We start from the raw sequence: 19,292 nt of genomic DNA on the forward strand, positions 1-19,292 counted from the left end.
GCAGGATTACAACAACCTTGTTTCGCAGCTGCGTCATTGCCGCTACGGCAAGCGCGCTTACTTCGGCGCGAGCACCATCAGCATCTGACGACCTTCCATCCGTGGCCGGGCCTCAATCTTGGCCAGCTCCGCGGTTTCGTCGGCAACGCGCTCCAGAACGGCCATGCCGAGCTGGCCATGCGCCATCTCGCGGCCGCGGAAGCGCATGGTGATCTTCACCTTGTCGCCCTCGCCGAGGAACTCGACGACCTTCTTCATCTTGGTCTGATAGTCGTGGTCGTCGATGTTCGGACGCAGCTTGATCTCCTTGATCTCCTGCGTCTTCTGCTTCTTGCGCTGCTCGTTCGCCTTCTTCTGCGCCTCATATTTGAAGCGGCCGATGTCGAGGAACTTGGCAACGGGCGGATCGGCGTTGGGGGAGATCTCGACCAGGTCCAGGCCAACGCTGGCCGCCTGCTCGATCGCCTCGCGGGTATACATCACACCCAAATTCTCGCCGTTCTCGTCAATCACCCGAACCTTGGGCGACTGGATGAACTCATTGAAACGCGGGCCGGTCATCGGCGGCGGGGACATCGGGCGGCGGGTCAGAGGCGGACGTATGGCTGGGTCTCCGTTGAGAATGGACTTCTGTCGCTGCGAGCTAAGGACTCAACGCCCTCTTGAAAAGAGGCGCCGGGCTCATTCCCGTCGCTTTTGCGCCGCGCTGTGGCGGCGTGGCGTCAGTCGCGCGCCGCCAGGAAATCGCGCACGGCGGGGGCCAGATCCTCGCGCTCCATCGCCAGCGCGAGGGTCGCCAGCACATAGCCGGTGCGGTCACCGCAGTCGTGGCGGACGCTGTCGACCTGGACCGCGTGGAACGGTTGGCGGCCGATCAGCTTGGCCATCGCGTCGGTCAGCTGGATCTCGCCGCCGGCGCCCGGCTCCTGCGTGTTGAGCTCATCCATCACCTCCGGCTGGAGGATGTAGCGGCCGATCACGCCCAGCCGCGATGGCGCGACCTCCGGCTGCGGCTTCTCGACCAACCCGCGTACCTCGGTCAGCGCGCCGTCGTTCGCGCCCGGGGTGACGATCCCGTAGCTCGCGGTCTTGTCGGCGGCGACTTCCTCGGCGGCGAGCACGTTGCCGCCGACCCGGTTGTAGGCCTCGACCATCTGCTTGAGCGCGCCGGGCATCATCAGGTCGTCCGGCAGCAGCACTGCGAAGGGCTCGTCACCGACCACGTGGCGCGCGCACCAGACTGCGTGGCCGAGTCCCAGCGGCTGCTGCTGGCGAACGGTGATGAGGTCGCCGTAGGGGACCATCGAGGGCTGCAGCGGCGCGAGGCTCTTACCCTTGCCGGTCATCGTCGCCTCGAGCTCGAAGGCGCGATCGAAATAGTCGACCAGGCTCGACTTGCCGCGCCCGGTGACGAAGATCAGCTGCTCGATCCCGGCCTCGCGCGCCTCGTCCACCGCATATTGGATGAGCGGCCGGTCGATGACTGTCAGCATCTCCTTCGGCATCGTCTTGGTCGCGGGGAGCAGGCGGGTGCCGAGGCCGGCGACAGGGAAAACGGCCTTGCGTACGGGTTTGATGCTCATCGGGGGGTCACGGGTCCGGGATCGTCGGTGCTGGGCTGCACCTGGGTGGCGGTCTGCGGTTGGGGAGCGGCGCCCCCGTCCGGCGGCGGAAGGTCGAAGCGGTCGGCGCGGCGACGCTCGCCCACGCCTTCCAGCTCGTCGACGCGGTGCGGCCGCGCATACGGCGGCGCGGTCAGCAGGTCGGTCGGCGTCGGAGTGACGGTGGCGAACTTGGGCCGGACCGGAAGCGCATGGCCCGGCGCCGGCTGGAGATCATTGACCCGGCCACAGCCGGCGAGCGCAATCAGGGCAGCAGCGGGGAGGAGACGCTTCATCCGCGGCCCTGCTAAACGCTTTACCGCGCGCGCGCCAGCTTGCCGCTGCGCATCGCGCTTTCTATTTCAGCCGCATGCGTCGCTTCGTCCTGCTCCTCGCCCTGCTCGCCTCGGCGTGTCAGCAGTCCTCCCCGGCCAACCGCCAGGACAATGCGCCGGCTGCATCGGCCCCGCGTACCGGCGCCAAGCTGGACCGCAGCCACGCCGGCGCCGCGCTGCCGGACCTCGTCATCAAGGATCCCGACGGGGAGGACATGTCGATGAGCGAGCTGGGCGGCAAGCCGGTGCTGGTCAACCTCTGGGCGACCTGGTGCGCGCCGTGCATCAAGGAGTTGCCGACCCTCGACGCGCTGGCGCGAGAGCCGGGGGCGCCAAGCGTGGTCGCGGTCAGCCAGGACATGGAACCGCAGCCGGTCGTCGCCGACTTCCTCGCCCGCAACCACATCGGCAAGCTCGAGGCCTATCAGGACAGCGAGAACCGGCTGATGGGTGAGCTCAAGGTGGAGGTCCTGCCGACCACCATCCTCTATGATTCGACGGGCCGCGAAGTTTGGCGCTACACCGGCGAGAACGACTGGAAGAGCTCCGCTGCCAAGGCGCTGCTCGCCGAGGCGAAGTAGGAAGCGCCAGAGGACTGGTTCTGCTCGGCGGTTCGAACCTTTCCCAAGCCCGGTTCGGAGCTCAGTGACCAGCCGAGATGGTTTGCGAAAGCTGATCCTGACGCGTGGTCGGCGTCCCAGACGCGCCCCGGCGCGAGCCCAATTTACCCGCCTGAACAATAGGATTGCGCCTGCTTCGCTGACCGGTTGGCGGCGTCCGCAGGCTCTTTCTCATCGCCGGTCGGTCTTGCGAAACCATCGTCCGGCAGTGTGACCTTTGGAACCTTTCGCGTGCTTTCGCGGCTCTTTTACCGCGAATAGAGCGTCTTGCCTCACCCGCAATGAGCCTCCGCTCAGTCGCGAAGCAGCTCGTTGATGCTCGTCTTGGACCGGGTCCGCTCGTCGACCCTCTTGACGATCACCGCGCAGGCGAGGCTCGGGCCGCCGTCCTTGCCGGGAAGGCTGCCCGGCACCACGACCGAATAGGCCGGCACGCGGCCGTACATTACCTCGCCGCTCGCCCGGTCGACGATCTTGGTCGAGGCGCCGAGGAACACGCCCATCGACAGGACCGAGCCGCGTTCCACGACCACGCCCTCGGCCACTTCCGAGCGAGCGCCGACGAAGCAATCGTCCTCGATGATCACCGGGCCGGCCTGGAGCGGCTCGAGCACGCCGCCGATCCCGGCGCCGCCGCTGATATGCACGTTGCGGCCGATCTGCGCGCAGCTGCCCACGGTCGCCCAGGTGTCGACCATCGTCCCCTCACCGACGTGCGCGCCGAGATTGACGAAGCTCGGCATCAGCACCGCGCCGGGCGCGATGAAGGCGCCGCGACGGACGATCGCGCCGGGTACCGCGCGGAAGGCGGCCGCCTTGAACTCCGCGTCGCCCCATCCGGCGAACTTGGACGGCACCTTGTCCCACCAGTGGGCGCCGCCCGGACCACCGGCGATCGCCTCCATCGGGTTGAGTCGGAACGACAGCAGCACCGCCTTCTTGAGCCACTGGTTGACGGTCCAGCCGTCCGCGCCCGGCTCGGCGACCCGCGCCGCGCCGGAATCAAGCAGGGCGAGCGCTTGGTCGACCGCCGCGCGAACGTCCCCGCGGGTTTCGACCCCCACCGTGTCGCGCGTTTCCCACGCGGCCTCAATCGTGGCTTGCAGGTCGGTCATTCCTCTTCCCCCAGGATGGACGCGAGCCAGTCGCCCACGTCGCTGATCTCATGGTCGATGAACCCGCCGCCGGCGAGATGGTCGCCATGTTCCGAACCGTTGTTCACCCACACGGTAGTCATGCCCATCGCCTTGGCGGGCTCAAGATTGCGGGCCATGTCCTCGACCAATACTGCCGCGTCCGGCTCGATCCCGAAGCGCTCGACCAGCAATCGGTAGCCATGCGCGTCGGGCTTGGGGAGGTAGCTGCAGGCGTGAATGTCGACCAGCCCATGGAAATGGTCGCCGATGCCGATCGCCCGGAGCACGCGCTCGGCATAGCTCTGGTTGCCGTTGGTGAAGACGAAGCGGCGCCCGGGCAGCGCCTCGAGTGCTCTGGCCAGCCGCTCGTCATGAGCGACCCGGTCGAGCGCAATGTCGTGGACGTCGTCGAGAAAGTGGTGCGGGTCGACGTCATGATGGCGGATGAGACCTGCCAGTGTGGTGCCATGCTCGCGGAAATACTGCTTCTGAACCGAGCGTGCCTGCTCGGGCGCGCAGTCCAGGAGTCGCTGGACATAGGCGCTCATCCGCTCGTCGATGAGGTCGAACAGCCGCGTGCTCGCCGGGTAGAGCGTGTTGTCGAGATCGAAGATCCAGTCGCGGATATGGGCGAAACGGGGGTCCATTGGCCGCCGGCCGTAGACGCAAAGACGGCTTCAGCAAATCGAAAGCTTTCGTTAACCATATGGATGCAGTTTTATCGTTGTGGGACAGCTGTTTGCGTAGTGGAAGGGGTGGGGTGATGATGAGACGGTTCCTGGGCTCGAGCGCGTGCGCGCTGGTTCTCGGCCTGTCGGCCTGCGGCGGCGGAGGCGGTGGCGGCGTGAGCCCGATCCCGATTCCGCCGGCAACGCCGACCCCGACGCCGACGCCTACCCCCACTCCGACTCCGACGCCCACTCCGACTCCGACACCCACCCCCACTCCGACGCCAACCACGACCAACTACAACACGCAGGAATATCAGGTCTCCAACGCTGCGGTCGCCGCCAATGCGCTGACCGCCTACAACGCCGGCGCGACCGGCAGTGGAATCAAGGTCGGCGTCGTCGACAGCGGCGTGAACTCCTCGCTGGCCGAGTTCACCGGACGCATCGATCCCAATAGCCGCGACATCGCCGGCACTCGCGGGATGGGCGACGAGGGTGGTCACGGCACGGCGGTGTCGGGGATCATCGCCGCCAATCGCAACGGCGTGGGCTCGGAAGGCATCGCGTTCGACTCGACCGTCTTCATGGCCCGTGCCGACACGCCCGGAAGTTGCACCACGACCGGCGACGACGGCGGCTGCAAGTTCAACGACAACAACATCGCCGCCGGCATCGACGCGGCGCGGCAGGCCGGAGCGCGCATCGTCAACCTGTCGCTGGGCGGCAGTTCACCCAGCTCGATCCTGCTGGTGGCGATGCAGCGGGCGGTGAGCGCCGGGATGCTGATCGTCATCTCCGCCGGCAACGATGGCGAGACATCGAAGGGCGACAACCCCGATCCGTTCGCCGGCCTGCCCGCGTCGCAGTTCCCGAACAACGTCATCATCGCCGGCTCGGTCGGCGACTGGACCGACTCGAGCCAGACGGCGGTCACCCTCGACGTCCTCTCCTCCTTCTCGAACAAGGCCGGCAACGGCGCTGCCAACTATCTCGCGGCGCGCGGCTTCCGCGACCGAACGGTGGATGAGAACGGCACGGCGACCCTTTGGACCGGCACCAGCTTTTCCGCCCCGACCATCGCCGGCGCTGCGGCGCTGCTGATGCAGGCCTTTCCCAATCTCACCGCGTCGCAGGTGATCAAGCTGCTGTTCCAGACCGCCGACGACCTCGGCGCGCCGGGAGTCGATCCGGTGTTCGGCCAGGGGCGCCTCGATCTCACCAACGCTTTCAAGCCGCAGGGCTCGACGAGTCTCGCCGGAACCACCGTGACGGTCTCGACGACGAGCGGCACCGGCGACCTGCCGGCGGCGGCGGGTAATCCCGCGCAGAGCGGCAAGGCGCTCGGCGTCGTCATCCTCGACGGCTATTCCCGGGCCTACGCAATGGACCTCATGTCCACGCTGCGGACCGCGAGGCTCGACCAGCCGCTCGAACAGGCTCTGTCTGGCTTCGCCCGCATTTCCGCCGCGTCCGCCGGCCCGATCTCGGTGGCGATGACCGTCACGGACCACCGCGGCCTTCACGGAGAGCACGGCTTCGCGCTGGAAAAGATGGGGATCGGGCCAGAGGACGCGCGCCGCGCCCGGCTGGTCGCTGGATCGATGGTCGCGCAGATCGATCCCAGGACTGCAGTAGCGATGGGCTTTTCGGAAGGCGCCAAGGCGCTCGAGCGGCAACTCAGCGGACACGGCGCCGGCGCCTTTCTCGTCGCCCGCGACATCGCCGGCGATCCCGGCTTCACGGCGCGCCATGGCGCAAGCCTCGCCTTCCGCCATGGCCTGGGCTTCGCCAACCTCACCGTTGCCGGCGAGAAGGGCGAAGTCTGGCAGCGCATCCAGACCAACACCACGCCGCGGCCCTACAACTGGACCAGCGTCGGTCTCGACCGCCAGGTCGGCCGCAACTGGCTGTCGGCCAGCGTCGGTCGCCTCGCCGAGCGGGACACGCTGCTCGGCGGCCAGCTCGGGGCGGCATTCGGCGGCGGCGGTTCGGACAGCCTGTTCCTCGACCTTCAGGCCGAACATGATTTCGGACGCGGCTTCAGCGCTAGCCTGCTCGCCCGGCGCGGCTGGACGAGCTTCGCCGGCGGCCGGTTCCGCACCGGCGCCTACAGTTTGGACCTAGCCAAGGTGCGGCTGTTCACCGCCCGCGACCGGCTCGGCCTGCGGATCGCCCAGCCGCTACGGATTGAGAGCGGCGGTATCTCCATGTTCCTGCCGACTTCTTATGACTATGCGACCGGGACGGCGACCCAAACGCTCACCACTTATTCGCTCACGCCCGCCGGGCGCGAGATCGATGCGGAGCTGAGCTATGGTCGCGGTCTTTGGCGGACCGGCTGGATTGGTGCCAATCTGTTCGCGCGCCGGAACCCAGGTCATTTCGCAACGCTCGGACCCGATCTCGGCGCGGCAGCGCGGTTCAGCGTCGGCTTCTAGCTGCTAGCGCTGCCGGTGCTGGTCGAAGCCGACCTTCACCGGCACCAATGGTAGACGGCCCTGTAGCCCTCCGCCGGCGGCAGCCGGTCGAGCTGGTGGAGGAGCGGCGCTCCGACCTGCTTGGCTTCCCGCGCAATCAGCGGAGCGCAGCGGGGATCGACGTCGAGCGGAGTAGTAACGGCAGCGGCTGCGAACAGCAGGACAAGCATGGCGACTCTCCTAAGGAAGACGCCGGTCTACGCTCTTCCGCTCAGACGGTGAAGCTCTCGCCGCAGCCGCAGCTGCCCTTGGCGTTGGGATTGTCGAACACGAAGCCGGCGGTGAAATCGTCCTCGCGCCAGTCCATCACCGAGCCGATCAGGTACAGAACCGAAGCTCCGTCGACGTAGAAGGTGCCGCCCGGCGTGACGATCTTCTCGTCGAATGCCTGCTCGTCGGTAACATAGTCGACCGAGTAGGCGAGCCCCGAACAGCCCCGGCGCGGGGTCGACAGCTTGACCCCGATCGCATCCGCGGGAGCCTTCCCCATGAGATCGGCGATCCGCTGCTCGGCGGCGGGCGTGAGCGTGATGGCGGCCGGTCGCGGCGCACGGGCGCGGGTCGGTGCGTTCATCACAGCATCCCCAGTTCAAGCCTTGCCTCGTCGCTCATCTTCGAAGGATCCCACGGCGGATCCCACACCAGCTTGACCTCGGCGTCGCGGATCCCCGGCACCGACAGCACCCGCATTTCCACCTCACCCGGCATAGATTCGGCGACCGGGCAATGCGGGGTAGTCAGCGTCATCGTGACCACCGCATCACCCTCCTCGTCAACGCTGACGTTGTAGATCAGGCCGAGCTCGTAGATGTCGACCGGAATCTCGGGATCGTAGATCGTCTTCAATACGTCGACGATCGCCGCCTGGAGGTCACCGCCGGGTCCGTGCGCAGGCTCGTCCTTCGGCTCGGCCAGGAAGCCGGCGAGGTAGTCGCGCTTGCGCTCGAAGGTCTCGGCCGGCGTCTCCAGCCGCGCACGCGGCGGAGTGGCGACGCTCTCCACCTCTTCAAACTCGATCTTCTTCTCTTCACCCATTGCCAAAAATCCGTTGCACTCGGTTGAGGCCGTCGACGAGCGCATCAACGTCGTTGAGGGTCGAATGAGCCGCGAAGCTGGCGCGGCAGGTGGCGGGAACGCCGAGCACGTCCATCAGCGGCTGGGCGCAATGGTGCCCGGCGCGGATCGCCACGCCGGCGTCGTCGAGGATGGTCCCGACGTCGTGCGGATGGACGCCTTCGACCTCGAAACTGACAATCCCCGCGCTGTCCTCGGGTCCGAGCAGCCTAATCGAGTTGGTCCGGCGCAGTGCCTCGCGGGTCGCGGCGACAAGCGATGTTTCATGATTGTGGATCGCAGCGCGACCGATACCCTCGACCCAGTCAATTGCGGCATGGAGCCCGATCGCGCCGACGATGTGCGGGGTTCCTGCCTCGAACCGTGCGGGTGCGTCGAGGAAGGTCGAGCTCTCAAAGCTCACTCGGTCGATCATCGCCCCGCCGCCCTGCCAAGGCGGCATCGACTGCAGCAGCTCGTGTCGGCCGAACAGCGCGCCGATCCCGGTCGGGCCGTAGAGCTTGTGGCCGGAGCAGGCGTAGAAATCGCAGCCGATCTCCGCGACCTCCACCGTCAGGCGCGGGGCCGACTGGCAGCCGTCGAGCAGCAGCAATGCGTCCTTTGAATGCGCGATATCCGCCGCCCGTCTTGCATCGAGGATCGAGCCGAGCACGTTGGAGACATGGGCGAACGCCACGACCCGATGCTCCTCGCTGACCATTCCCTCGGCGGCGTCGAGGTCGATCCGGCCGTCGGTGGTTAGCGGGACGACGTCGAGCTGGTAGCCGGCGAGCTGCCACGGGACGATGTTCGAGTGATGCTCGAGCGCCGAGACGAGCACCCGCCCGCGGCCTTCCTTCGGCAGCTGCCGCGCGACCAAGTTGATCGCCTCGGTCGCGCCTCGGGTGAAGACGATCTCGTTTGCCGACGCGCCGATGTAGCGGGCGAGCGCAAACCGAGCGTCTTCGAACGCCAGCGTCATGTCCGACGAGCGCTGGTAGACTCCGCGGTGGACGGTCGCATAGTCGCGCCCATAGGCAAGCTCGATCGCGTCAAGCACCGCTTGTGGTTTCTGTGCAGTGGCGGCGGAATCGAGATAGTGCCAGTCGCCCAGCGCCGGGAATTGGTCGCGGACGTCGAGATCGGCACGGATGCGGGTCTCAACGCTCATCGTGCCACCTCGCGGAGCATGGCGCGGCTGTGAACGCAGAGCGCCTCGCGGGTCATCTCGTCGGCGACTTCGTCCCACAGGCCGAGCACGAACCCTTCGAGGAGCAGCGCCTTGGCCTCGGCCGGCGGCAGCCCACGCGACAAAGCGTAGAAAAGCTGGTCGGGGTCGAGTTCGCCGACGCTCGCGCCATGGGCGCATTTCACATCGTCTGCGTAAATCTCGAGCTCGGGCTTGCAGTTGGCGGTTGCGCCGCGATCCAAGAGCATGGCCTTGACCGACTGCTCCCCGTCGGTTTGCTGCGCGCTGCGGGCGACATGGACCTTGCCGAGGTAGGAGCCGGTCGCCTTGCCGCCGAGCACGGAGCGGACCACCTGCCGCGACACCGCGCCGGGTTCGAGATGGCGGACGTTGGTCACGACCTCCAACGTTGCCGTACCAACGCCGAGATTGGCGGCGTCGAAGTGGAAGCGGCTGCCTTCGCCAAGGAACACTTCCAGCTCGACCCGGCCATAGGTGCGCGCGGTGTTAAGGGCGAACAGCTCGGCCTCCGAGCCTGCCGCGAGCTCGACCCGGGCGCGTCGCACTTCCACTGCATCCCCGGACGGAAGCCAGACTTGCTGCAGAGTTTCGTTCGCCGCGACCCGGATCAGTTCGGGCTCGGGCAGCGACGACCAGATCGAGGCGAGCGCATCGGTGTCGGCGTAGCGATAGGCCTCGAGCTTGCGGGTCGGGAGCGCCGTCATGCGGCCGCCTCGACATAGCCTTCACGCTCCAGTTCGAGCGCGAGTTCGGCGCCGCCCGAGCGCTCGATCCGGCCAGCACGCAGGACGTGGACGCGGTCCGGTCGCACATAGTCGAGCAGCCGCTGATAATGGGTGATCAGTAGCACGCCCTTGTCCGGCGCCCGCATGATCCGGTTGATGCCCGCGCCTACGGCCCGGAGCGCGTCGATGTCGAGCCCGGAGTCGGTCTCATCGAGGATGGCGAACCTAGGATCCATGATCCCCATCTGGACCATCTCGGCGCGCTTCTTCTCGCCGCCGGAGAAGCCGACGTTGACCGGCCGCTTGAGCATCTCCGCGTCCATCCCAAGCTCGCCGGCCTGAGCGCGCGCTAGCCGGATGAACTCGGCGCCGGACAGCTCGGCCTCGCCCCGCGCGCGTCGCTGGGCATTGAGGCTCTCGCGCAAAAATTGAAGGTAAGAGACGCCCGGGATCTCGACCGGGTACTGGAACCCCAGAAACAACCCCGCCGCTGCGCGCTCGTGCGGCTCCCGCTCGAGCAATTCGACGCCGTCGAACAGCACCGACCCGCCCGTCACCTCGTAGTCCGGGCGGCCGCCCAGCACATAAGCGAGCGTCGACTTGCCAGCACCGTTCGGCCCCATGATCGCGTGCACCTCGCCGGCCGGAATCGACAGGGTCAGCCCGTCGAGGATCGGCTTGCCGGCGACGGTCGCGTGAAGGTCGCGAATCTCGAGCATCTTACTTCTTCTTGTCCTCGCCCACCGGGCAGTTGATCAGGTAGAACTGGCGCAGGCTGTCCATCGTGTTCTCGCGATACCCCTCGAGCATCCGGCGATCGTTGAGCGCCTTCTGACGATCGTCGAGCGCGGCCTCCTGCAGCTTGAGCTTGCGATCCTCATCGACGCTCACCGCCACTCCCTCGCGCTGCGCGCGCCGGCGATCGGCCAGGACGAGGCGCTCGGCGACGATCGTCTCCTGGTCGCGATACGCATCGAGCAGGAAGCGGCTCCGCCGCCCGGCCTCGCCCATGAAGGCAGGGTTGACCGCACGGCGGTCGCACTGGCCGACGTTCGCCTGCAGCGAGTCCATCTCCGACGAAACCGCGACGTACAGCAACAGAGGAATCACCCGACGCTTCCTTCCAGACTGATACCGAGCAGCTTCTGCGCCTCGACCGCGAACTCCATCGGCAGCTGCTTCAGCACCTGGCGGGCAAAGCCGTTGACGATCAGCGCTACCGCTGCTTCCGGGTCGAGCCCGCGCGCCTGAGCGTAAAAAAGCTGGTCCTCGCTGATCTTCGAGGTGGTCGCCTCATGCTCGATCTGCGCGGTCGGGTTCTTCACCTCGATATAGGGAACGGTGTGGGCCCCGCAGCGGTTGCCGAGCAGAAGGCTGTCGCATTGGGTGAAGTTGCGGACGTTCTCGGCGTTTGGAAGTACCCGCACCAGCCCACGATAGGTGTTGTCGGAACGGCCAGCGCTTATCCCCTTGGACACGATGGTCGAGCGCGTGTTGGCGCCGATGTGCACCATCTTGGTGCCCGTGTCGGCCTGCTGGCGGTTGTTGGTCAGCGCCACCGAGTAGAACTCGCCGACGCTGCCCTCACCCTTGAGAATGCAGCTGGGATATTTCCAGGTGATCGCGCTACCGGTCTCGACTTGCGTCCAGCTCACCTTCGAGCGGTCACCCGAGCATAAGGCGCGCTTGGTGACAAAATTGAAGATGCCGCCCCTCCCCTCGGCATCTCCCGGGTACCAGTTCTGGACAGTCGAATATTTCACCTCCGCATCTTCGTGGGCGAAGATCTCGACCACCGCGGCGTGCAGCTGGTTCTCGTCGCGCATCGGCGCGGTGCAGCCTTCGAGGTAGGAGACGTAGCTGCCCTTGTCGGCGACGATCAACGTCCGCTCGAACTGGCCGGTATTCTCGGCGTTGATGCGGAAGTAGGTCGACAGCTCCATCGGGCAGCGGACGCCCTCGGGAATGTAGACGAAGGTGCCGTCGGAAAAGACCGCGCTGTTGAGGCAGGCGAAGTAGTTGTCACGCTGCGGCACGACGCTCCCGAGATAGCGTCGGACGAGGTCGGGGAATTCCTTCACCGCCTCGCTGATCGAGCGGAAGATCACTCCCGCCCTGTCGAGTTCGTCGCGAAATGTGGTCGCGACCGAGACGCTGTCGAACACCGCGTCGACCGCAACCTTGCGCGCACCCTCGACCCCGGCGAGCACCTTCTGCTCCTCAATCGGAATGCCGAGCTTCTCGTAGGTGCGGCGAATTTCAGGGTCTAATTCGTCGAGGGAAGCCAAGGTCGGCTTCTTCTTGGGCTCAGCGTAGTAATAGGCGTCCTGATAGTCGATCGCTGGGATGTCGAGCTTGGCCCAGTCGACCTCCTCCATCTCCAGCCAAGCGCGATAGGCCTTAAGCCGCCACTCGAGCAGCCACTCGGGCTCGCCCTTCTTGGCCGAGATGTAGCGGACCGTCTCCTCGCTGAGACCCTTCGGGGCACGCTCGGACTCGATGTCGCTGGTGAAGCCCCACTCGTAGGTGGCCAGCTTCTCGGCGGCTTCATGGACTTCACGATTACGGATGCTGGCGTCGTCGGTCACTTAGGCTTCGCTCGCGAGGGACTGGAGGGAGACCGCGCCGAGTGCGCCGCGAACGGCGCTGCTGACGATGGTCATGTGCGGCTTGACCCGGCAGTGCGTGTCAAGCGCGCAGTCGCTGGCCTCATCTGAGCCGCAGCACTGTGTCATGGCGATCGGGCCTTCGACGGCTTCGACAATATCAGCAAGGCTGATCTCGGCGCCGGGACGGGAAAGGGCGAAGCCACCGGCCGCGCCGCGAACGCTTGACAGGAGGCCCGCCGCGGCAAGTCTGCCCATCACCTTCTGCGCGGTAGGCAGCGGAACGCCGGTCTCGCCGGCGAGCTCGGTCGCACTGAGACGCTCGCCCGCAGGACGGCGGGCGGCGGCGGTCAGGATCACGACCGCATAATCGGCGAGATGGGTCAGGCGCATGGCTATTCGGATGGCTCTGGTAGGAATTAGGGACTTGGCGCGGCAAACACAAGGGAAGTGGTGATGCTGAACTTGCTTCAGGAGCTGTTCCGTCACGTGAACATCGGCTTGCGGATGGGTGCTGAAACAAGTTCAGCATGGCGGTAGAGGGATGCGCATGGCCCTTTACCCTCTTCTTCGCCCCTTTGTTTTCCGGCTCGACGCCGAACAGGCGCACCGGGCAACCATCGCGGCACTCAAGCTTCGCAGCGGAACGGGGTTGACGCCTGAACCCGCCTCTACGCCGCGACTGGGTACCCGGGTCGCAGGTCTCGACTTTCTGAACCCGATCGGTCTTGCCGCCGGCTTCGACAAGGACGCGGAGGTGTTCGGGCCGATGCTGAACCTCGGTTTCGGGTTCGTGGAGGTCGGTACGCTCACGCCGAAGCCGCAGGCGGGTAATGGCAAGCCGCGCCTGTTCCGGCTGGTCGAGGATCGGGCGGTGATCAACCGCTTCGGCTTCAACAACCGCGGCCAAATAGATGCGCTGCAGAGGTTGAAGGCGCGTCGGCGCGGAAGCAGGATCGTCGGCGTCAACATCGGTGCCAACAAGGACAGCATCGACCGGATCGCCGACTATTCGGCCGGAGTGCGCGAGATGAGCTCCGTTGCCGACTATCTCACCGTCAACATCAGTTCGCCCAACACGCCCGGTCTTCGCCAGTTGCAGGACGAAGGCGCGGTGCGCGACTTGCTGGCCGCCGTTCGCGGAGCGCGAGCGGCAGATGGCCCACCCATCTTCCTGAAGGTCGCGCCCGACCTTGGCGAACAGGAGCCGCGCCAGATCGTCCGCGCCGCGCTCGATCAAGGGATCGACGGGCTAATCGTCAGCAACACGACAGTCAGCCGCCCTCCGCTCCGCTCCCGCCACGCGTTAGAGAGCGGCGGCTTGTCGGGCGCTCCGCTGCGCAGCCTTGCACTCGACGCGCTTCGGCGATTCCGGGCGGAGACCGGAGGACAGCTGCCGCTGATAGGAGTCGGCGGGATCGCCTCGGCGGACGACGCTTGGGAGCGGATCCGCGCCGGTGCCGACCTCGTTCAGCTTTATAGCGCGCTGGTGTATGAAGGACCCGGCCTCGCCCGCCGGATTCTTGCCGACCTCGAGCGCAGGCTCGACCAGGCCGGGCTGGCGAACATTGCCGAGGCGGTGGCAAGCGAGTAGCCCCTCGCCTATGCGTTCCCGCCTTTTCCTAGCGTTCGCCGTCCTGTCGCTGACCGGCTGCGCGACCACCACCGTCCTTCCGCCCCCAGCCGCCAGCCCGGTCGGTCTCGAGAGCGGGATGATCAGCGCCGCCGACCCGCGGGCTGCCGCAGCCGGAGTCGAGATGCTGCGCCAGGGCGGCACTGCCGCCGACGCAGCATTGGCGACGATGGTGGCGCTAACGGTGGTCGAGCCGCAGTCGAGCGGAATCGGTGGCGGCAGCTTCATGGTCACTGACGACGGGCGCGGCCATGTCCAGAGCTACGATAGCCGCGAGGCGGCGCCGCATGCCGCGAGTGGCGACTGGTTCTTCGTCAACGAACAGCCGCTCACCGTCCCCCAAGCAATCCCCGGTGGCCGCAGCGTCGGCGTGCCCGGCAACATGCGGCAGATGGCGCTGGTTCACCGCGACCACGGCCGGCTCGCTTGGGCCGCGCTATTCCAGCCCGCGATCAGGCTCGCCCGCGATGGTTTCCACATTACGCCCCGGCTGTTCCAATCGCTCGGCACCTACCGCGAGACGGGCGCGCTGAGCGCCGAGGCCCGCGCGCTCTACTACCAGCCCGACGGCAGCCCGAAACCGGTCGGAACGCTGATCCGCAATCCCGCGCTCGCCGCCTTCCTCAAATCGGTTGCCGCGCGCGGACCCGAGGCCTTCTACCATGGCGACAATGCGGGGCGGATCGTCGCCGCGGTCACCACCGCGCCGCGCAACCCGGCGCCGATGGCTGCAGGCGACCTCGCCACCTACGATGCAAAGGAGCGCATACCTGTCTGCGGCACTTACCGCACTTACCGGATATGCGGGATGGGCCCGCCATCCAGCGGAGCGACGACCGTTTTCGCGACTCTGAAGATGTTGGAGCGGTTCGATCTGTCGCGGCTCGGCCCGGACAACGTCACCAGCTGGCATCTGATCGCCGAGTCGATGCGTCTCGCCTACGCCGATCGCGACAAATATCTAGCCGATAGCGACTATGTCCATGTGCCGGTCGCCGGGCTGATCGACGCGGGCTACCTGTCGCAGCGCGCGCAACTGATTGCTCCGGACCGGACCATGACCAGCGTCGCCGCTGGCAACCCGCACGGAGCGCCAGTTGCCGCGGACCGCCCGCTCCAGCCGGTCGAACATGGCACCTCGCACTTCGTTGCAGTCGACCGCGCCGGCAACATCGCTACCATCACCTCGACGATTGAAAGCCCGTTCGGCTCGGGCCTGATGGTCAACGGCTACTATCTCAACAACGAGCTGACCGACTTCAGCCTGGTGCCCCAAATGAACGGCACGCCAGTCGCCAACCGGGTCGAGGGCGGCAAGCGGCCACGCAGCTCCATGGCGCCGACGATCGTCTATGCGGCGGACGGGCGTCCTCGCCTTGCGGTCGGCGCGGCGGGTGGGGCGACCATCCCGGCGCAGGTTCTGAAAGCGATTATCGGGGTGATTGACTGGCGTCTGTCGGCCCAACAGGCGATCGCCCTGCCGGTGCTATTCAGTCCCGGCGACACCGTGTTTGTCGAGCGTGGGAGCAGCATGGAAGCCATGGTGCCGCAACTGGAGGCGCTCGGGCACAAGGTCCAGGTTCGCGATCCGAGCTTCAAGGCCAATGCGATCGAGTGGGTCAACGGTCGGCTGGTGGGGGCCGCCGATCCGCGCAGCGAAGGGGTCGCGATCAGCGAATGAGAGGGGGAGAGGCGATGGCAAGACGCCAGGCGCTGGAGCCGTTCAACAGTCTCGTTTCAATGTTCTTCACTCGTGCGGCAGAGAAGGGCGACAAGCCCTTTCTCTCGGCCAAGCGGGACGGGGCGTGGCAGCACGTCAGCTACGCCGATGCGGCGCGCCAAGTCGCCGCGTTGGCCGCCGGGCTCCGGCGGATCGGGCTTCAGCCCGGCGACCGAGTCATGCTGGTCAGCGAAAACCGCCCGGAGTGGCTGATCGCCGACCTCGGCATCATGGCCGCAGGCTGCGTCACCGTCCCGACCTACATCACCAACACGGTCCGCGATCATAGCCATATACTGGCCAACTCGGGCGCGAAGGCAGTGATTGTCTCCAGCCAGAAGCTCGCGCAGCAGCTCGTCCCGGCTGTGATCCTTGCGCCCGACTGCCACCATGTCATCAGCATCGACGAGATCCGCCGGGCGCAGAGCGAAGCCGAGTTCCACCGCTGGCACGAGCTGACCCGGGACGGCGACGTTCAGACCATACGCACCCAAGCCGCGGCTTTCCGTCGCGAAGATCTTGCCTGCCTCATCTACACCAGCGGTACCGGCGGTGCGCCGCGCGGGGTGCGCCAGCACCATGGCATGATCCTCCACAATTGCGCGGCCTGCGTCGATGTGATCGCTAACGACTTCGGCTGGGACGAGGAGGTGTTCCTCTCCTTCCTTCCCGCCAGCCACGCCTATGAGCATAGCGGCGGACAGCATTTCCCGGTCAGCCTCGGCGCGCAGATCTACTATGCCGAGAGCCTCGAAAAGCTCGCCGCGAACATCGAGGAGGTCCGCCCGACCATCATGGTCGTCGTACCCCGACTCTTCGAGATGCTGCGGCAGCGCATCCTCAAGCAGATGGAAAAGGGCGGCGCGCTGACCCAGCACATGCTGAAACGCGCGTTGGCGATCGGGCAGAAGCGCTACGACGGCCATGTCCCCGTGTGGGACCTTCCGATGGATCTCATCCTCTCGCAGACTGTGCGGAAGCGGGTTCAGGCGAAATTCGGCGGCCGGATCAAGGCGATGGTGTCCGGCGGTGCGCCGCTCAACCCCGAGGTGGGGATTTTCTTCTCGTCATTGGGCCTAACCTTCCTTCAGGGCTATGGCCAGACCGAGGCGGGACCGGTGATCAGCTGCAACCGGCCGAGCGTCGGCATCCGCCTCGATACGGTCGGGCCACCGCTGCTCAATACCGAGGTCAGGATCGCTGGCGACGGCGAGATCATGGTTCGTGGCGAGAACGTGATGCACGGCTACTGGAACAACCCGGAGGAAACTGCCCGGGTGCTTCAGGACGGCTGGCTCGCCACCGGCGACGTCGGCCATTTCGACGACCATGGCCGGATCAAGATCACGGACCGCAAAAAGGACCTGATCGTCAACGACAAGGGCGACAATGTCTCGCCGCAGCGGGTCGAGGGCATGCTGACGCTGCAGCCGGAGATCGCCCAGGCGATGGTGTACGGCGACCGCCGTCCGCACCTGGTCGCCTTGCTTGTCCCCGAAGCCGAATATGCCGATGCGCCGGATCTTCAGCAGCGGCTCGCCAAGGCGGTCGACCGGGTCAATGCCGAACTCAGCGTGATCGAGAAGGTACGCCGCTTCATTATCGCCGACGCGCCGTTCACCACCGACAACGAGATGCTGACGCCCAGCCTCAAGATCCGGCGTCACATGATCCGGGCCACCTATGGCGAGCGGCTCGACGCGCTTTACGGCGGCGGCGGAGCGAAGTCCTAGCGGTTGGCGACCCGGGTGTAGGGCACGAACTCGCCAATGGCGCAGCTGCCCACCGTGAAGCCGCTCGCCGTGTCGATCACCCGAGCGACATCGCCGTCGCACAGGCCGAGCCCGCCGAACTGCTTCGTCAACAGGGCATAGCCGCCGAAACCGAGGTTGGTGCAGCTCCCGCGCAAGTGGTTGACGTAGGTGGTCCGGCCGTTGCGAAACAGCAGCGTGCGATCGTCGACCGTCACCATGTCGTTGGAACGCCAGTTCGACAGACAGCTCACCGGCTTGCCGGGAACGCGGCCGGCGAGTTCGCGGGCGATCTGGGCCTGAGCGCGGGCGCTGCGGGTCGGCGGGTCGGCGGGGTAGGCGCTGCAGGCGGCGAGGCCGGTCAGGAGCAGGAGGGGAATAGCGGCGGCACGCATGGCGTCTCTCCGAGTCTGATGAACCCGATCATGAACGGCTGTTCATGAACGATAGCTGTCCTTCGCTGCTCGAAGCCTCCCGAACTCCGCGGCATTGCCAGCGCGAACGAAGGGGTTGCTGTCGCGTTCCTCTGCGATGGTGGTCGGCAAGGTAATCTTGCCGGCGGCGCGATCCGCCTCGACCCGCGTGAGCCGGTCGGTGATCGCCGTCATTTCGGGCATCACATGAGTCGCAAAGCGCGCATTCGAAAGCGTATATTCGTGCGCGGCATAGACACGCGTCTCGCCCGGGAGTGCCGCGAGCCGCTGAAGCGAGGCATACATCTGCTCGGGTGTCCCCTCGAACAGGCGCCCGCAGCCCATCGCGAACAACGTGTCTCCGACAAAGGCGATTCCTGCCTCGCGAAAGACGTAGGCAATGTGCCCGAGCGTATGTCCGGGCACCTCCCACACCTCGCCATCAAGCGCGCCCACCTGCACTCGATCTCCCTCGGCAACGGTGCGATCGACCGCCGGGATCCGCGCTGCCTCCGCCGCCGGAGCGGTAATCGTGCAGCCGGTCGCCGCCTTCACCTCGGCGTTGCCGCCGACATGATCGGGATGCCAGTGAGTGTTGAAAATCTGCTTGGCCTGCCATCCCCGCGCTTTGAGGCCCGCGAGCGCCACCGCCCCGTCGCCGGGATCGATCACCGCCGCTTCACCCGTCTCGGGGTCGCGCAGCAGCCAGATATAATTGTCGCTGAACGCCGGCAAGGCGACGACCTCGGCCGCACGCATCACCATTCGCCGGTGTTGGGCATCGACGACCAGGGCTCGGCCGGAATCATGGCGCCTCCCTTCTGGAGCAGTTCGACGGAAATGTTGTCGGGGGATCGGACGAATGCCATGCGGCCATCCCGAGGCGGTCGATTGATCGTCACGCCGGCTTCCATCAACCGCCGGCAGCTCTCGTAGATGTCGTCTACCTCATAGGCGAGGTGCCCGAAGTTGCGGCCGCCGCGATATTCCTCCGGATCCCAGTTGTGGGTGAGTTCGACCTCGCCACCCTGATCCCCCGGAACGCCGAGGAAGATCAGGGTGAAACGCCCCGCCTCATTGTCGATCCTCCGACGCTCCTCGAGACCGAGGCGTTGAAAAAACGCAACAGTGCGCTCCGGATCAGCAACCCGAAGCATGCTGTGTAGAAATTTCACTTCGTCGACACTCCGTTCATCGTTATAAATGCACCGTTCGTCGCTCACGCCAACCGGCAATACCGCACGGGGGCGAGCAATCATACGACGAACGCAGGATGAAATGCGATGATCCAGCTTGCTCAGGGCCGCGCCGTCCTACTCGGCGCAGTTGCGATTTTTGCTC

General features: G+C 66.3%; 22 protein-coding genes. 5 read left to right on the forward strand and 17 right to left on the reverse strand.

Annotated features, from left to right (window positions below; genetic code table 11):
* Positions 1–57: 57 nt before the first annotated feature.
* The 3 genes from infC to HMF7854_RS01465 all read right to left on the reverse strand — a co-directional run bounded on the left by infC (position 58) and on the right by HMF7854_RS01465 (position 1,897).
* Positions 58–591, reverse strand: a complete 534-nt coding sequence (gene infC, locus HMF7854_RS01455) for a translation initiation factor IF-3 (RefSeq protein WP_126717481.1) — start codon at positions 589–591, stop codon at positions 58–60.
* 131 nt (positions 592–722) lie between these two features.
* Positions 723–1,583 carry a UTP--glucose-1-phosphate uridylyltransferase gene (locus HMF7854_RS01460; RefSeq protein WP_126717482.1) on the reverse strand — a complete coding sequence of 287 codons (861 nt, stop codon included), beginning with the start codon at positions 1,581–1,583 and terminating at the stop codon, positions 723–725.
* A complete protein-coding gene (locus HMF7854_RS01465; protein ID WP_338056324.1) occupies positions 1,580–1,897 on the reverse strand; it encodes a hypothetical protein in 318 nt (105 codons plus the stop codon). Before HMF7854_RS01465 ends, HMF7854_RS01460 begins: the two co-directional genes overlap by 4 nt.
* A 74-nt stretch (positions 1,898–1,971) precedes the next feature.
* Between HMF7854_RS01465 and HMF7854_RS01470 the strand changes: the two genes are divergently transcribed.
* Complete coding sequence (locus HMF7854_RS01470) at positions 1,972–2,517, forward strand: TlpA family protein disulfide reductase (protein ID WP_126717483.1); 546 nt, start codon at positions 1,972–1,974, stop codon at positions 2,515–2,517.
* A 332-nt stretch (positions 2,518–2,849) separates the two neighbouring features.
* Here HMF7854_RS01470 and dapD read toward each other — a convergent pair whose 3' ends face one another.
* On the reverse strand, positions 2,850–3,671 hold the full coding sequence (gene dapD, locus HMF7854_RS01475; protein ID WP_126717484.1) for a 2,3,4,5-tetrahydropyridine-2,6-dicarboxylate N-succinyltransferase: 822 nt from the start codon (positions 3,669–3,671) through the stop codon (positions 2,850–2,852).
* A complete protein-coding gene (locus tag HMF7854_RS01480; RefSeq protein WP_126717485.1) occupies positions 3,668–4,339 on the reverse strand; it encodes a pyrimidine 5'-nucleotidase in 672 nt (223 codons plus the stop codon). Before HMF7854_RS01480 ends, dapD begins: the two co-directional genes overlap by 4 nt.
* 116 nt (positions 4,340–4,455) lie before the next feature.
* Here HMF7854_RS01480 and HMF7854_RS01485 point away from each other — a divergent pair, with 116 nt between their 5' ends.
* Positions 4,456–6,801 (forward strand): S8 family peptidase, encoded by a 2,346-nt coding sequence (locus tag HMF7854_RS01485; RefSeq protein WP_126717486.1) that lies wholly within the window; start codon positions 4,456–4,458, stop codon positions 6,799–6,801.
* A gap of 35 nt (positions 6,802–6,836) precedes the next feature.
* Here the strand turns inward: HMF7854_RS01485 and HMF7854_RS15625 are convergent, their stop codons facing one another.
* The 9 genes from HMF7854_RS15625 to HMF7854_RS01525 are packed head-to-tail and all read right to left on the reverse strand — an operon-like array spanning position 6,837 to position 12,827.
* Positions 6,837–7,010, reverse strand: a complete 174-nt coding sequence (locus tag HMF7854_RS15625) for a hypothetical protein (protein ID WP_185829115.1) — start codon at positions 7,008–7,010, stop codon at positions 6,837–6,839.
* A 41-nt stretch (positions 7,011–7,051) separates the two neighbouring features.
* Positions 7,052–7,414 carry a HesB/IscA family protein gene (locus tag HMF7854_RS01490; protein WP_126717487.1) on the reverse strand — a complete coding sequence of 121 codons (363 nt, stop codon included), beginning with the start codon at positions 7,412–7,414 and terminating at the stop codon, positions 7,052–7,054.
* Positions 7,414–7,875 carry an SUF system Fe-S cluster assembly protein gene (locus tag HMF7854_RS01495; RefSeq protein WP_126717488.1) on the reverse strand — a complete coding sequence of 154 codons (462 nt, stop codon included), beginning with the start codon at positions 7,873–7,875 and terminating at the stop codon, positions 7,414–7,416. The genes HMF7854_RS01490 and HMF7854_RS01495 overlap by 1 nt, the downstream gene beginning before the upstream one ends.
* Positions 7,868–9,064, reverse strand: a complete 1,197-nt coding sequence (locus HMF7854_RS01500) for an aminotransferase class V-fold PLP-dependent enzyme (RefSeq protein ID WP_126717489.1) — start codon at positions 9,062–9,064, stop codon at positions 7,868–7,870. The genes HMF7854_RS01495 and HMF7854_RS01500 overlap by 8 nt, the downstream gene beginning before the upstream one ends.
* The gene (locus HMF7854_RS01505) at positions 9,061–9,807 is read right to left on the reverse strand and encodes a SufD family Fe-S cluster assembly protein (protein WP_126717490.1); all 747 of its coding nucleotides are present in this window, start codon (positions 9,805–9,807) and stop codon (positions 9,061–9,063) included. The genes HMF7854_RS01500 and HMF7854_RS01505 overlap by 4 nt, the downstream gene beginning before the upstream one ends.
* The gene (sufC, locus tag HMF7854_RS01510) at positions 9,804–10,547 is read right to left on the reverse strand and encodes a Fe-S cluster assembly ATPase SufC (RefSeq protein WP_126717491.1); all 744 of its coding nucleotides are present in this window, start codon (positions 10,545–10,547) and stop codon (positions 9,804–9,806) included. Before sufC ends, HMF7854_RS01505 begins: the two co-directional genes overlap by 4 nt.
* A 1-nt stretch (position 10,548) precedes the next feature.
* A complete protein-coding gene (locus tag HMF7854_RS01515; protein ID WP_126717492.1) occupies positions 10,549–10,938 on the reverse strand; it encodes a hypothetical protein in 390 nt (129 codons plus the stop codon).
* On the reverse strand, positions 10,935–12,416 hold the full coding sequence (gene sufB, locus HMF7854_RS01520; protein ID WP_221766399.1) for a Fe-S cluster assembly protein SufB: 1,482 nt from the start codon (positions 12,414–12,416) through the stop codon (positions 10,935–10,937). The genes HMF7854_RS01515 and sufB overlap by 4 nt, the downstream gene beginning before the upstream one ends.
* Positions 12,417–12,827 (reverse strand): SUF system Fe-S cluster assembly regulator, encoded by a 411-nt coding sequence (locus HMF7854_RS01525; RefSeq protein WP_126719996.1) that lies wholly within the window; start codon positions 12,825–12,827, stop codon positions 12,417–12,419.
* 157 nt (positions 12,828–12,984) lie between these two features.
* Here HMF7854_RS01525 and HMF7854_RS01530 point away from each other — a divergent pair, with 157 nt between their 5' ends.
* Genes HMF7854_RS01530 through HMF7854_RS01540 form a run of 3 tightly spaced genes read left to right on the forward strand, consistent with a single transcriptional unit; the run spans position 12,985 to position 17,520 of the window.
* The gene (locus HMF7854_RS01530; RefSeq protein ID WP_126717493.1) at positions 12,985–14,028 is read left to right on the forward strand and encodes a quinone-dependent dihydroorotate dehydrogenase; all 1,044 of its coding nucleotides are present in this window, start codon (positions 12,985–12,987) and stop codon (positions 14,026–14,028) included.
* A gap of 10 nt (positions 14,029–14,038) precedes the next feature.
* Complete coding sequence (gene ggt / locus HMF7854_RS01535; RefSeq protein WP_126717494.1) at positions 14,039–15,748, forward strand: gamma-glutamyltransferase; 1,710 nt, start codon at positions 14,039–14,041, stop codon at positions 15,746–15,748.
* 14 nt (positions 15,749–15,762) lie between these two features.
* Positions 15,763–17,520, forward strand: a complete 1,758-nt coding sequence (locus HMF7854_RS01540) for an AMP-dependent synthetase/ligase (protein WP_126717495.1) — start codon at positions 15,763–15,765, stop codon at positions 17,518–17,520.
* Here HMF7854_RS01540 and HMF7854_RS01545 read toward each other — a convergent pair.
* From HMF7854_RS01545 to HMF7854_RS01555, 3 genes are read right to left on the reverse strand one after another with little or no spacing between them, the layout of a single operon-like run.
* Positions 17,517–17,933, reverse strand: a complete 417-nt coding sequence (locus HMF7854_RS01545) for a hypothetical protein (RefSeq protein ID WP_126717496.1) — start codon at positions 17,931–17,933, stop codon at positions 17,517–17,519. The genes HMF7854_RS01540 and HMF7854_RS01545 overlap by 4 nt on opposite strands.
* Before the next feature lie 42 nt (positions 17,934–17,975).
* Complete coding sequence (gloB, locus tag HMF7854_RS01550) at positions 17,976–18,710, reverse strand: hydroxyacylglutathione hydrolase (protein ID WP_126717497.1); 735 nt, start codon at positions 18,708–18,710, stop codon at positions 17,976–17,978.
* On the reverse strand, positions 18,710–19,126 hold the full coding sequence (locus HMF7854_RS01555) for a VOC family protein (RefSeq protein WP_126719997.1): 417 nt from the start codon (positions 19,124–19,126) through the stop codon (positions 18,710–18,712). Before HMF7854_RS01555 ends, gloB begins: the two co-directional genes overlap by 1 nt.
* Between the last annotated feature and the right edge of the window lie 166 nt (positions 19,127–19,292).

The sequence above is a fragment of the Sphingomonas ginkgonis genome, from assembly GCF_003970925.1.
Taxonomy (GTDB): domain Bacteria; phylum Pseudomonadota; class Alphaproteobacteria; order Sphingomonadales; family Sphingomonadaceae; genus Sphingomicrobium; species Sphingomicrobium ginkgonis.

What these genes read in the sequence shown, in the direction of transcription:
- HMF7854_RS01460 (WP_126717482.1), bottom strand. Translation starts at nt 1,583, where the DNA reads ATGAGCATCAAACCCGTACGCAAGGCCGTTTTCCCTGTCGCCGGCCTC.
- HMF7854_RS01465 (WP_338056324.1), bottom strand. Translation starts at nt 1,897, where the DNA reads ATGAAGCGTCTCCTCCCCGCTGCTGCCCTGATTGCGCTCGCCGGCTGT.
- HMF7854_RS01470 (WP_126717483.1), top strand. Translation starts at nt 1,972, where the DNA reads ATGCGTCGCTTCGTCCTGCTCCTCGCCCTGCTCGCCTCGGCGTGTCAG.
- dapD (WP_126717484.1), bottom strand. Translation starts at nt 3,671, where the DNA reads ATGACCGACCTGCAAGCCACGATTGAGGCCGCGTGGGAAACGCGCGAC.
- HMF7854_RS01480 (WP_126717485.1), bottom strand. Translation starts at nt 4,339, where the DNA reads ATGGACCCCCGTTTCGCCCATATCCGCGACTGGATCTTCGATCTCGAC.
- HMF7854_RS01485 (WP_126717486.1), top strand. Translation starts at nt 4,456, where the DNA reads ATGATGAGACGGTTCCTGGGCTCGAGCGCGTGCGCGCTGGTTCTCGGC.
- HMF7854_RS15625 (WP_185829115.1), bottom strand. Translation starts at nt 7,010, where the DNA reads ATGCTTGTCCTGCTGTTCGCAGCCGCTGCCGTTACTACTCCGCTCGAC.
- HMF7854_RS01490 (WP_126717487.1), bottom strand. Translation starts at nt 7,414, where the DNA reads ATGAACGCACCGACCCGCGCCCGTGCGCCGCGACCGGCCGCCATCACG.
- HMF7854_RS01495 (WP_126717488.1), bottom strand. Translation starts at nt 7,875, where the DNA reads ATGGGTGAAGAGAAGAAGATCGAGTTTGAAGAGGTGGAGAGCGTCGCC.
- HMF7854_RS01500 (WP_126717489.1), bottom strand. Translation starts at nt 9,064, where the DNA reads ATGAGCGTTGAGACCCGCATCCGTGCCGATCTCGACGTCCGCGACCAA.
- HMF7854_RS01505 (WP_126717490.1), bottom strand. Translation starts at nt 9,807, where the DNA reads ATGACGGCGCTCCCGACCCGCAAGCTCGAGGCCTATCGCTACGCCGAC.
- sufC (WP_126717491.1), bottom strand. Translation starts at nt 10,547, where the DNA reads ATGCTCGAGATTCGCGACCTTCACGCGACCGTCGCCGGCAAGCCGATC.
- HMF7854_RS01525 (WP_126719996.1), bottom strand. Translation starts at nt 12,827, where the DNA reads ATGCGCCTGACCCATCTCGCCGATTATGCGGTCGTGATCCTGACCGCC.
- HMF7854_RS01530 (WP_126717493.1), top strand. Translation starts at nt 12,985, where the DNA reads ATGGCCCTTTACCCTCTTCTTCGCCCCTTTGTTTTCCGGCTCGACGCC.
- ggt (WP_126717494.1), top strand. Translation starts at nt 14,039, where the DNA reads ATGCGTTCCCGCCTTTTCCTAGCGTTCGCCGTCCTGTCGCTGACCGGC.
- HMF7854_RS01540 (WP_126717495.1), top strand. Translation starts at nt 15,763, where the DNA reads ATGGCAAGACGCCAGGCGCTGGAGCCGTTCAACAGTCTCGTTTCAATG.
- HMF7854_RS01545 (WP_126717496.1), bottom strand. Translation starts at nt 17,933, where the DNA reads ATGCGTGCCGCCGCTATTCCCCTCCTGCTCCTGACCGGCCTCGCCGCC.
- gloB (WP_126717497.1), bottom strand. Translation starts at nt 18,710, where the DNA reads ATGCGTGCGGCCGAGGTCGTCGCCTTGCCGGCGTTCAGCGACAATTAT.